This is a genomic window from Polaribacter tangerinus (assembly GCF_038024095.1).
Taxonomy (GTDB): Bacteria; Bacteroidota; Bacteroidia; order Flavobacteriales; family Flavobacteriaceae; genus Polaribacter; species Polaribacter tangerinus.
Window position 1 is genome coordinate 2664521 of record NZ_CP150668.1, and the last position, 12331, is coordinate 2676851.

Genomic DNA, 12331 nt, shown 5'->3' on the forward strand with positions numbered 1-12331 from the left:
TTCTAAATTTAACTTATGAAAAATTATATAGCAACCATTTTATTCGTTTTAACATCTGTAGTTAATGCACAGGAGGCTCCAGAAATGCCAAAGTACAATGCAAAAAATGCAGCCAATATTTTTTATTATAACATTTCTGAAGTACCAGAAAAGATTAAAGTAAAAAACGAATCTACAGAAAGCAAAACCATTAAAGCGCTTAGAAATTATAATGACAAGATAAAAAAGATTGCTTTTTTAAATTCTACCAAACTTCAAGAATTAGACTTAATTGTAAACTCTGCAGGTAAGCGACTTTTTTCTGATAGAGATTTAGCCCAACGTGTTCGAAAAAAAATAGAGGAATTAATTTTACCGTTAAGAGATAGCGTTTCAGGATATGAAAAAGTGCTGAATGATACTTTAAAAACTTTTTTATCTAGAAAGCAGCATAAAAAATGGTTAAAATATCAGCGAGCAGAAAAAAGAAAATTAATTCCGGAAAGGCCAAATAATAACAGAGCAGCTGCGCCTTCTAATATAAATAGAAGAAATAGAGGCGGAATGGGTATGAGAGGAAGAAGGTTTTAGGAATTTCTATTTTTGATACTTCATATCATATTTTTAAGCCTATAATTAGTAAAATAAATAATATTTAACACTATAATTAAAGAAATATAAACACATGGGAATGAATAAAAATACAGTGCTAGCTTGGGCAACATTTATAATGATTTTGGTTGGTTTAGGCTTAATTGCCTTGGGTGCTTTTAGATACAATGAAGTTGCTGGCTGGGGATTTGCATCTGTTGGAATAGGTTTCTTTGCCATAGCATGGGTGTTTAACGCTTTAAAAGGAAGGGTGTAAACGCATCTTACTTTTAATGAATTATAAATTGATAAAATAAAAATACAATGAGCGACGATAGAAAAGTGATTTTTTCGATGAATAAAGTATCTAAAACCTACCAATCTACTGGAAAACAGGTTTTAAAAGATATTTATTTAAGTTTCTTTTATGGAGCAAAAATTGGTATTCTAGGTTTAAATGGATCTGGAAAATCGACCTTATTAAAAATTATTGCAGGTGTAGAAAAAAACTTTCAAGGCGATGTTACTTTTTCACCAGGTTATAAAGTGGGTTACTTAGAGCAAGAGCCACAATTAGATCCAGAAAAAACAGTGTTAGAGGTTGTAAAAGAGGGAGTTGCAGAAACTGTTGCTATTTTAGATGAGTACAACAAAATTAACGACATGTTTGGTTTAGAAGAAGTATATTCTGATGCTGATAAAATGGAAAAGTTAATGAATCAGCAAGCAGAATTACAAGATAAGATTGACGCTGCCAATGCATGGGAATTAGATACCAAGTTAGAAATTGCGATGGATGCACTTAGAACTCCAGAATCTGATAAAAAAGTTGGTGTTCTATCCGGGGGAGAAAAAAGAAGAGTCGCTTTGTGTAGATTGTTGCTACAAGAGCCAGATATTTTATTATTAGATGAGCCAACGAACCACTTAGATGCAGAATCGGTTCACTGGTTAGAACATCATTTAGCACAATATAAAGGAACTGTAATAGCAGTAACTCACGATAGATATTTTTTAGATAATGTAGCTGGTTGGATTTTAGAACTCGACAGAGGTGAAGGTATTCCTTGGAAAGGAAATTACTCTTCTTGGTTAGATCAAAAATCAAACAGAATGGCCCAAGAAAGTAAAACTGCCTCTAAACGTCAAAAAACATTAGAAAGAGAGTTGGAGTGGGTAAGACAAGGAGCAAAAGGTAGGCAAACAAAGCAGAAAGCACGTTTAAAGAACTACGATAAATTGATGAGTCAAGACCAGAAGCAAGTAGATGAGAAATTAGAAATTTATATTCCGAATGGTCCTAGACTTGGAACAAATGTTATAGAAGCCTCTGGTGTGTCGAAAGCTTACGGAGATAAATTGCTTTATGATAATTTAGCATTTAATTTACCTCAAGCAGGAATTGTTGGTATTATTGGCCCTAACGGTGCAGGAAAAACTACTATTTTTAAAATGATAATGGGAGAGGAAAATCCTGATGCAGGTAGTTTTACAGTAGGAGAAACGGCACAAATAGCTTATGTAGATCAAACACATTCGAATATTGATCCTAATAAAACAATTTGGGAAAACTTTTCTGATGGCCAAGACTTGGTAATGATGGGAGGTAAGCAAGTAAACTCTAGAGCCTATTTAAGTCGTTTTAATTTTTCTGGAAGTGAGCAAAATAAAAAAGTAAATACACTTTCCGGTGGAGAGCGAAATAGATTGCACTTAGCAATGACTTTAAAGGAAGAAGGGAACGTACTTTTATTGGATGAGCCAACTAATGATTTGGATGTAAATACGCTGAGAGCTTTAGAAGAAGGTTTAGAAAATTTTGCGGGTTGTGCCGTAATTATTAGTCACGATAGATGGTTTTTAGACAGAGTATGTACTCATATTTTAGCTTTTGAAGGCAATAGTGAGGTGTATTTTTTTGAAGGATCTTTTTCTGATTATGAGGAGAATAAAAAGAAACGTTTAGGAGGCGATTTAATGCCGAAACGTATCAAGTATAAAAAATTGATTCGTTAATTTAATTTTTTTTTAAATTTTAAATAAAGCCTCATTTTAAAAAAAATGAGGCTTTATTTTATTACGTGAAGTTTTACCAGTTGATTTCTTTGTAAAATGATGGCCTCTACACAGCTAGTTGGGTGAACAAAACTATATTCTTTATGCATACAAAAATTAGTGTCAGTTGTTTCAAATAAGCCTTCAAAGTCTTTTATTCCACTAAAACTATATCTTGCAATTCTATAAATATTTTTCCCTAATTTTTCTTCAATCATAAACCAAGCTCCACTACCAATACCACCTAACCACGTTCCGTTTTTAGGGTTAAAAAGATTTAAATTTGGTTTTTCTGTTCCAATTAAGTTTGGAGTAATGTCTAATTTTTTTAAAAATGTTGACTTATATTCTTTTGCTAATGATCTGTTTTTATATTTTTCTGTTTTTTGTAAGTAAACCGAAAATATTAAATTATCGCTACTAGCTTTTAAAACATTTCCTAACGGGCTGGGAGTAATAAGTGTCGATTTTTTTAAACGTTTAATTGTTTTTTTATCAATAACTGATGCTATTAAAGTATCGGTTACAAATCTGGCACAGTTACTAGCATTTTTTATAAATGCACCATACGGAATTTCCTTTTTACAAATTAGACTGTTAATATAATTGTTGGCTTTTTCGAAGTTAACCTCATGATTAGCACTAGCAACCAGGCGTCCTTCTCCGTGGGTTTTTTCAGGATGTTTTTCTAGCCAAAGTAAAATCTCTTTAAGATTTATAAGTTTGTTGTTTTCAAATAATGCTTTAATAGGAACCACTAATTCAGGATCTGTTTCTTTACATCGAACTCGACCATTTCCATAACTAGTAATGTATCTTCCGAAGTCGTAATAATTTATTTCAGAACAATTTTTTTTTAAAAGTAATAATGCTGCATGACCCGCTTGTACAGCATGTTTACTTCCCACACCAATTTTAGGTAAAAATTTAGTAATTTTTTCCCAGTAGGCAGGTCTTACAATTGTATCAGGGTAAGAGAGTATAATTATAGTTCCGTTAGGATGTTGTTGCATTTAGTCATTAAATATGGCTTTTAATAACATACGAATTGTCTTAAAAGCGAAATAAAATGTAAATATTAATAAAATTATGGAAACAATTACAAAAATATAAGAAATATACTCGTTTGAACTGTTTTTATATTCTTTCATCGCCTTAAAAGATACGTTTATACATAGTGGAGTTGCTGCCAAAAGGAAAATTAAAATTCCTAAGTTTCTGAGTCCTTTTCCTAATAATTTATAATTCGTACTCATCTTTTGTAATTTAAAATTGCACTTCTAACATTGCCAAATTTATGAAGCAACTCCTTTGCTTCCTCTATATTTATAGAGAGTTCTTTCATGAGCATTTCTTCACCTCGTTTCAATAATTTTTTATTAGATAATTGCATATCTACCATTTTATTCCCTTTTACTTTACCAAGTTGAATCATGGTTGTAGTAGAAATCATATTTAATACAAGTTTTTGCGCTGTGCCAGCTTTCATTCTAGAACTACCCGTAACAAACTCTGCACCAACAACAACTTCTACAGGGTATTTCGAAACACTTGCCAAAGGGCTATTTTTATTACAGGTAATGCAACCAGTTACTATTTGTTGTTCATTGCATTTTTTAAGGGCGGCAATAACATAGGGAGTAGTTCCGGAAGCTGCAATACCTACAACAACATCTTTTGTTGAAATTTGATTTTTTGTTAAATCGAGCCAACCTTGCGTTTTTGAGTCTTCTGCAAATTCTACGGCATTTCTTATTGCAGTTTCGCCCCCTGCTATTATACCGGTTACTAGGTTTGGCGAAACTCCAAAGGTAGGCGGGCATTCAGATGCATCTACAACGCCTAATCTACCAGAAGTTCCTGCTCCCATATAAAATAATCTTCCTCCATTTTGTAATTTACTAACTATTGCATTTGTTAGTGCTTCAATTTGAGGAAGGGATTTTTCTATAGCAAAAGGTACGGTTTTGTCTTCTGTATTTATATTGGTTAGCAGTTCTCTTACAGTCATCTTTTCTAGATGATTGTATTTAGAATCTTGTTCGGTAGTTTTTATAAAGTCCATACATCAAAAATACTGATTTTTCCCATTCTAATTTTTAATAAAAGTGTATAGATTTTTTACAAAAATTCTAACATATAATAAGTAAAAACACCTATTAATTTAGTTTATAATTACGGTATTAGGAGAATTAACATTATTTTATTGGTAAGAACTATCTATTATTAATTTGTATTTTTTACTGTTTTAATAATTATTTATTCGCTACTAAATCTACTTCTATTACATCTGTTTCTGAAATATGGAAATATCCTAAAGGAAAGTTTTTAAAGTTTGTACTATTTACCATATTTCCTAATAATGATGCAGGTATGGTTTGAAACGGACCACCGCCACTTTGCCCACTTTGACTAGATAAAACTCTAAAATAAGTGTAAAAATCTTTAGAAATTCCAGACATTTTAATAGTTACTGTAGTAGGTAATTCTATTTCATCTTCTTGATAAAAGGCAGAAAAGTTATATTCAGAGCCATTAAAAAAACGATCCTCTAGAGTATTGTAAATATTGTTAGAAAAGTTAAATAGGTAAAAATTTTCTTCACTTCCATCATCTTTAAAAGTAACTTTTACCTCTGTTTCTTCACCAGAAAAAAGAGTTCTATCTCCTTGAACTACATTTGTAAATGTAGGCGATTTTATTTTTGTAGCAGTACCTTTATATGTTTCATTATCGTAAACTACAGTTAATTCATATTCGATATTATCTTGCGGAATAAAATTTATAGTTGGCGTATAATTTCCATCTAAGTTTGCATCAAAAAAAGGAATTATAGTGTTGTTATTTGTGTTTCTTAGGGTTACAATTGCATTACTAATTACCGGAATTTCATCTTCAAAGTAATCTGTAGAGCTTCTAAGTTTTACCACAGTATTGGCGGTAACAGGAAATTGATCAAAGTAAACTTCAAAATTAGCGTCAATAATTATTTTTGGTTTTCCTGAAGGTAGCTCTATTTGTACCACTTCTTCACAGCTTGTAAAGAAAAAAAGTGCAGCAATTAATAAATTAAATATTTTTATGTTTTTCATAAGAGTAGGTATTAAATCTTAATTACAGAATGTTAAAAATTAAAATTATATGTTACTGAAGGAACCAGTCCAAAAATAGAAGTTTTTATAGCTTCATTTCTAAAAGTTTCTCTGTTTTGAGTAAAGTTTATAGAAGCAGCATTTCTTCTGTTATATAAGTTATAAAACCCAAAAACCCACTCTCCTTGCCATTTTCTATTTTTATTTTTTGTAGGAGTTAAAGTCGCAGAGATGTCCAATCTATGATATGCAGGTAATCTATCTGCATTTCTTCTATTATCATCATAAATAGGTACATTTAAGCCCTGAAATTCATACTGACCTACAGGATAGTTTGTAGGCTGACCAGTTTGTAATAAAAAGTTGGCATTAAATGTCCATTTTTTATTTAATTCGTAGCTAGTATTCAGAGATAAATCGTGTGTTTTATCGAAAGGAGTATTATACCATTCGCCATTATTTATACCTGGTTCATTGGCATTTCTTCCTTCAGTTAACTGTTCCGATTTAGATAGGGTATATGCTAGCCACCCTCTAAAATTACCGGTCTCTTTTTTAAATAATACTTCCAGTCCGTAGGCTCTTGCTTTACCATTTAAAATAACGGTTTCAATTTCATTATTGGCAACAAGATTTGCGCCGTTTATATAATCTATTCTATTTTGAATGTCTTTATAAAAAGCTTCTGTTTCTAATGAATAGTCTCCATCATTTATAGTTTTAAAGTAACCTACGGCATATTGATCTAACAGTTGAGGTTTGATAAAAGTACCACTTGGCGTCCAAATATCTAATGGAGTAGGTGATGCTGTGTTAGATAATAAGTGTAAATACTGAGCCATTCTATTATAGCTACCTTTAATTGATGATGTTTCGTTTAATAGGTAAGAGAAAGAAGCTCTTGGTTCGAAATTATAAAAACTAGCAAGTACATCGCTTCTATTATAGTTTACGACTCCTGTTGGAGTAGCAGATTCATATTTTTGAAAATCTTGGTTATAAATTACTGCTTCATTATTTTGATAAGTATTTAATTCATCTTGTCCCAAACGGATAAAATTGCTATATCTAAGTCCGTATTTTAAGGTTAATTTATCAGATATTTTATGGTCAGCTTCTAAATAGGCTGCAAATTCATTCGCATATTTTTTAGTAAGTGTTTCTGGTAGTATTCCAGAATCGTCTCTATTTGGAATAATTACACCTGGGTTAAACTGTGTATAAATATTGTTTACACCGTAACTTAACTTAAAATTATCTTTCAGATAGTGGTTAAAATCGTATTTAATATTATAGTTTGTAATACCAGAATCCCATTCAAAACCCACAAAGTCGAGAGTAAGTCCATAAAAATAATCGGAATATATAAGAGATAGGTTAGAAAATAATTTATCAGAAAAAAGGTGGTTCCACCTTAGGTTTGCCACCACATTTCCGTAATTATTTATAAAACTTTCATTAATACCAAAAACATCTTCACCAAAATAAGCAGAGAAATAGAGGTTGTTTTTTTTGTTAAAACGGTAATTAACTTTGGTGTTTAAATCGTAAAAGTAAGCAGTATTATCATTATTAAAAAGAGGCAAAAATAAATGTGCATACGAAGATCTACCACCAATTAAAAATGAACTTTTTTCTTTTTCTAATGGTCCTTCTATTAACAACCTACTAGAAACAAGACCGATACCTCCTGTTGCTTTAAACTTTTTATTGTTTCCTTCTTTTTGATATATGTCTAAAACAGACGATAATCTACCGCCATATTTAGCAGGAATTCCTCCTTTAAAAAGATTTACATCTTTAATAACATCAGGGTTAAACACCGAGAAAAATCCAAACACATGAGAAGAATTAAAAACAATTGCTTCATCTAGCAATATTAAATTTTGATCTGCAGCACCACCACGAACATTAAATCCAGATGCGCCTTCACCAGCAGAGGTAACCCCTGGTAAAAGAATAATAGACTTTATAATATCTGCTTCACCTAGCACTACAGGAATTTGTTTAATAGTTTTAGCAGAAAGTTTATTAACACTCATTTGGGGAGTTCTAATATTTATTTTTTCGATACTACTTTCTATTACTATTTCTTCTAAGTTTTCAGAAGCTTCGGTTAGTTTAAAGTTTTTTGTTGTTTTTTCTGTAAGTGAAATAGATGTTATTATTGGTGAATATCCCAAGTAACTTATTTGTATATTATACTTTCCTTTGGGAACTGTTATTGAGTAAAAGCCATATTGATTTGTGGTGGTTCCGGTATTTAATTCTGGAAAATAAATGGAAACACCAATTAATGTTTCGTTATTAGAGTTATCGTAAACAGTTCCACTTAACGTTACTTTTTCTTGGCTAAATAAAGAAAAAGAGGTGAAAAGTACTAGGAATAAAAGAGTCTTAAAGTTTGGCATCTTGTTTAATTATTGTTTTAATAATTTCAACAAAAGTACAAATGATATTTGGTAAGGAAACGTTAAAAAAAGGACTAAATTGATTTAATTATACACTATATCTTTTACTTCTATTTTTTTATTTTTAATGAAGTCGTATAAAGTAAGTCTTCGTAGGGTATAATAATCTATCCAAAACTTTTCTAATGAATTTAAATATCTTAATACAGAGTTGTCTTTTTCTTGCAGAGCTATATTTAAATCGGTAATAGTAATTTTTCCTAAAATAAACCGTTTTTTAGTAATTTCATAACGTTTTGTAGCTATTTCTTGAGCCTTTTTAGCAGTTTTTAAAAAGTTTCGTTGATTTTGCCAATTTAATACATGTAAATAAATTTCTTGTTCAAATTCTTGTTCATCTTGTTCTACATTGGTGTTTACCAAATCTTTGTTGGCCTCCACTAATTTTCTTCTAGATTTAGAAACACCCCAATCTAATAAAGGGATGCCAACAGATAATGTAACCCTTTGTTGCTGATTATAGTCCTGAAACAAATCATTAAATACCGCACCTTGTTGTGATACTCCGAAATTAGCATTCAATCGAACTTGAAGCCTGTTGTTTCCCTTAACCTCTGCAACTTCTCTTTCGGCCTCTAAACGCTTTCTTCGAAATTCTATAACTGCTTTTCTGTTAGAATTAGCTTCTTCTAACGCTTTTTCTACAGTAACAGTAAAAGTGGTTAATTCTTTTGGGACATCTAATCGAATATTTTCTGTTTCTAAAGCTAGATATCTAGCTAAATTTTGTGAACTTCGTTTAAGAGATATTTCGTTTGTGGTAACATTATTAATAGAGTTTAAAACAGATAATTCTATTTGCAATAAATCGTTTTCTGCAATTTTTCCCATTTTAAATCTTCCTTTTGCAATTTTAAATAACGTATCTTGATTAGATAAGTTAGATCTTGCAATTTTGGTTTGCATTTGGTCTTTTAAAAGAGCAAAATAACGCCTTGAAGTATTTAAAGAAATTTGTTCCATTCTTTCGATAAAATCTCTTTTTGCCTCTTCATAAATTAAAGGTTCAATTTTTTTATCCCATTTAAATTCATTGTAGAATAATGAGTTTTGACGATAATTTATAGAAAATGGAACTACAGCAAAACGTGTTGCATCATTGGCAAATAAATCTACTCTTTCTACTTGAGAACTAAATGAAAGGGTACCACCAGTAAAGGCAATATTTTGATTTAATGATACTACACCTTCTAACCGAGATTGATTGGTTTGCACAAAAATATCTTCACCACTATCATTTGTAAGTCTGTTAATAGAGTTAGAATAAGAGGGTAGCGTTGCATCTAATCTTAATTGTGGTAAAAAACTAGCTTTATAGTTTCTAAATCGCCAGTAACTTGCTTGATTTTGATTCAGTAACGTTTTATAATCTGGAGATTTTTCTTGAGCAATGGTAATTGCTTCCTCTAAAGTGATAAATTTTTGCTCTTGACAAAATGTGACACTACTAAGAAGAGCGCACAAAATAATACTAATTTTTTTCATAATTTATTAGTGTCTAATAGCTTCAATCGGACTCTTACTTGCAGCAGATTTTGCAGGTGCGATGCCAAATATTAACCCAATTAAAGTAGCTACAAAAAAGGATAATAAAATTGAACTTAGCGATAATATAGTTTCTATTCCTGTTGATATTTCTAAAACATACGAAGAAAATATTCCTAAGATAATACCTATAATTCCTCCACCAATACTTACCAAAACAGATTCTGTTAAAAACTGAAGAATTACATCTTCTTTGGTTGCACCAATGGCTCTAATAATACCAATTTCTTTAGTTCTTTCTAAAACAGAGGCTAGCATAATATTCATTATTCCAATACCCCCGATTAATAAAGAAATTCCTGCAATAATACTAAGAACGATGTTAAAAATTTGCTTTGTTTTTTGTTGTTGCTTTAAAAGTTGAATTGGTATAGAAATTTCAAAATCGACTAGCTCGTTATGTCTTCTTTTTAGCATTCTGCTTAAAACATCTGCTGTTGCATTTAGTTCCGACGAATTATTTACCTGAACAACCAATTTGTCTATTTGATGATAATTGCCTCTTGGAATTCTTTTTTTAGGTCCTTGCTGGCCACCACCATTAATAATAATCATGCCACCACCTCCAGTATTCAGTGGTTTATCACTAATAATTTTTCTGTCTTTATAGCGAACTAAAAAAGTTTGGAGAGGAATATAAATATCTGTATTCATATCTCTTATACCTAAGCTCTCTTGTGCATTGTCTGAAATAAATTTTTCTTCAATTACCCCAATTACTTGTAGCCAAACATCTTTTACTTTAATTCTTTTACCAATAGCACTTTCTCCAGTAAATAGTTTTTTTTCTATTTTTTTTCCAATAATACAAACGGGTAGTGCATTGATACTTTGTGCTGATGAAAAATTTTTACCACTCTCTATATAAATGTTTGAGGTTTCAAAATAATCACTAGAAACCCCTACCAGTTTTACTGGACTTTGTCTCCCTTTTTTGATCACATAAGTTTCTAAAATTATTTCTGGACTTACTCTTTTAATAGAAGGTACATTCTTTTTAATGCTAGCAACATCTAACAAATCTAATCCTTTAGAAAAACGTTTCGATTCTGTTGCATTATCAGATGATTCCTCTTCTGTGTTATCATCTTTTTCATCGGGAATAGGAGTAATTACTATATTATTTACCCCTACAAGTTCTAATTGAGCTAGAATTTCCTTTTCAGCACCATTTCCAATGGCTAACATTGTTATTACAGCAGCAACACCAAAAATAATTCCTAAAGAAGTTAGCAGTGTTCTCACCTTATTAGTTGTAATAACCCGAACGGCTTCACTAAAATTAGATTTTAGTTTTTCTATGTAGATTTTATCAAACATAAAAAGACTCAATTTAAGGTTATTATTTTTTCTTTTTCTAAACCTTCGGGCTTATTTAAGTAGACAATATCATTTTCAGTTAAGCCTTTTTCTATAATGACAGCATCGTTGTTTGCATTGCCAATTTTAACCTCTTTTTTATTGATAGAAAAGCCCGCTTTAGTGTACACATAGGTAATGGAATCTTTAGAGAAAACAGCCTCTAAAGGAATACTTAAAACATCTTTCTTTTCGAATGTTAAAATTCTGTTAGACGTTGTCATTCCTGGTCTTATATTCGTATCCGATTCTGTAAGTTTAATCAGTACCTGAAAAACTTTTATATCTGAGCCTCTTTTATTTTCTCCAACATTAGCAACATCGGTAACAACTCCGTTTAGTTCAACATCAGGGAAAGCATCAAAGCCCACTTTAACAGGCAGCCCTTTTTTTATTTTTCGGATATCTACCTCATTCGCATAGGTTTTAGATTCCATTTTGGTTAAATCGGGTAAACTTGCTATAGAAGGGTCCCAAGGACTTATGGAAGATCCTACTTTTTTCTTCGCTCCATTCCATTCTCTAATGTATGTAATCATTCCATTTCCATTAGAATAAATTGTAAAAGACTTTAATAGGTCTAGTAAATTTTCTAGTTCTTTTCTAATTTTAGAAACCCTTGTACCTACTTCAACCATTTTAGCATTGGCTTGTCTTTTTTTTATTTTATAATTTTCTTTCTTTTCATTAAAATCTCGTACTAATTTTTCTAAATTATTTTCTAATTTTTTAATAGTGGCAGGCGGTTCATAGGTAGATTGTTTTAGCTCTAACTTAGTTTCTTCCATATTAAAACTTAAATCTTTAAGAGCATTTCTTTCTTGCTTTAGAGAAAGTGTGGTATCTAGTTGTTGCTGCGTGTATTTAGCTTCAGCTCCTTCTAAATTTAGTCGAGCATCTATAATTTGTTCGTTCACATCTGATGGATCTAACCGACCAACATAATCTCCTTTTTTTACAATAGTTCCTTCTGGAACTAAATCTTGAATTTTAATTTCTCTAAGTCTAAATTTTCTCAGATTTTCTGGTCCATTAATTTTTTTTAAACTTGTAGATTGTGCTTCTCCAGAAGTTACTACTTCATTTATAAAATTCCCTTTAGTAACTTTTGTAGTCAAATAAATTTTGCCATCATTAGAAGGAGAGAAGTAGCTATAAATAGTATAAATAATAGCTACAAATGCTATAGAAATGAAAACAATTTTTCTTTTATTCATTTTAGTTGATTTAAAAACCAAA

11 protein-coding genes are annotated in these 12331 nt (G+C 30.8%); 3 read left to right on the forward strand and 8 right to left on the reverse strand.

Annotated features, from left to right (window positions below; genetic code table 11):
- The first annotated feature begins 15 nt into the window (after positions 1 to 15).
- The 3 genes from WHD54_RS11685 (at position 16) to ettA (ending at position 2586) form a co-directional block, all read left to right on the forward strand.
- A complete protein-coding gene (locus tag WHD54_RS11685; protein WP_088324900.1) occupies positions 16 to 570 on the forward strand; it encodes a hypothetical protein in 555 nt (184 codons plus the stop codon).
- A gap of 94 nt (positions 571 to 664) precedes the next feature.
- Positions 665 to 847, forward strand: a complete 183-nt coding sequence (locus WHD54_RS11690; RefSeq protein WP_088324899.1) for a CAL67264 family membrane protein — start codon at positions 665 to 667, stop codon at positions 845 to 847.
- Positions 848 to 894: 47 nt separating this feature from the next.
- Positions 895 to 2586: an energy-dependent translational throttle protein EttA gene (ettA, locus tag WHD54_RS11695; RefSeq protein WP_088324898.1), complete on the forward strand. Its 1692-nt coding sequence runs from the start codon at positions 895 to 897 to the stop codon at positions 2584 to 2586.
- Positions 2587 to 2639: 53 nt separating this feature from the next.
- On the opposite strand, the gene WHD54_RS11700 is transcribed toward ettA, so the two are convergent.
- The 8 genes from WHD54_RS11700 to WHD54_RS11735 all read right to left on the reverse strand — a co-directional run bounded on the left by WHD54_RS11700 (position 2640) and on the right by WHD54_RS11735 (position 12309).
- Positions 2640 to 3638, reverse strand: a complete 999-nt coding sequence (locus WHD54_RS11700) for a DUF6695 family protein (protein ID WP_088324897.1) — start codon at positions 3636 to 3638, stop codon at positions 2640 to 2642.
- Positions 3639 to 3881 (reverse strand): DUF6095 family protein, encoded by a 243-nt coding sequence (locus WHD54_RS11705; RefSeq protein ID WP_088324896.1) that lies wholly within the window; start codon positions 3879 to 3881, stop codon positions 3639 to 3641. It abuts the gene before it with no gap.
- Positions 3878 to 4690, reverse strand: a complete 813-nt coding sequence (murQ, locus tag WHD54_RS11710; protein WP_088324895.1) for an N-acetylmuramic acid 6-phosphate etherase — start codon at positions 4688 to 4690, stop codon at positions 3878 to 3880. Before murQ ends, WHD54_RS11705 begins: the two co-directional genes overlap by 4 nt.
- A 190-nt stretch (positions 4691 to 4880) precedes the next feature.
- A complete protein-coding gene (locus tag WHD54_RS11715) occupies positions 4881 to 5717 on the reverse strand; it encodes a DUF4249 family protein (protein ID WP_088324894.1) in 837 nt (278 codons plus the stop codon).
- A 32-nt stretch (positions 5718 to 5749) separates the two neighbouring features.
- Positions 5750 to 8128 (reverse strand): TonB-dependent receptor, encoded by a 2379-nt coding sequence (locus tag WHD54_RS11720; protein WP_088324893.1) that lies wholly within the window; start codon positions 8126 to 8128, stop codon positions 5750 to 5752.
- Between the two features lie 84 nt (positions 8129 to 8212).
- Positions 8213 to 9673, reverse strand: a complete 1461-nt coding sequence (locus WHD54_RS11725; RefSeq protein ID WP_088324892.1) for a TolC family protein — start codon at positions 9671 to 9673, stop codon at positions 8213 to 8215.
- A 6-nt stretch (positions 9674 to 9679) separates the two neighbouring features.
- Complete coding sequence (locus tag WHD54_RS11730; protein WP_088324891.1) at positions 9680 to 11053, reverse strand: ABC transporter permease; 1374 nt, start codon at positions 11051 to 11053, stop codon at positions 9680 to 9682.
- A gap of 8 nt (positions 11054 to 11061) precedes the next feature.
- Entirely contained in the window at positions 11062 to 12309 is a 1248-nt protein-coding gene (locus tag WHD54_RS11735; protein WP_088324890.1) for an efflux RND transporter periplasmic adaptor subunit, read from the reverse strand.
- Positions 12310 to 12331 lie beyond the last annotated feature (22 nt).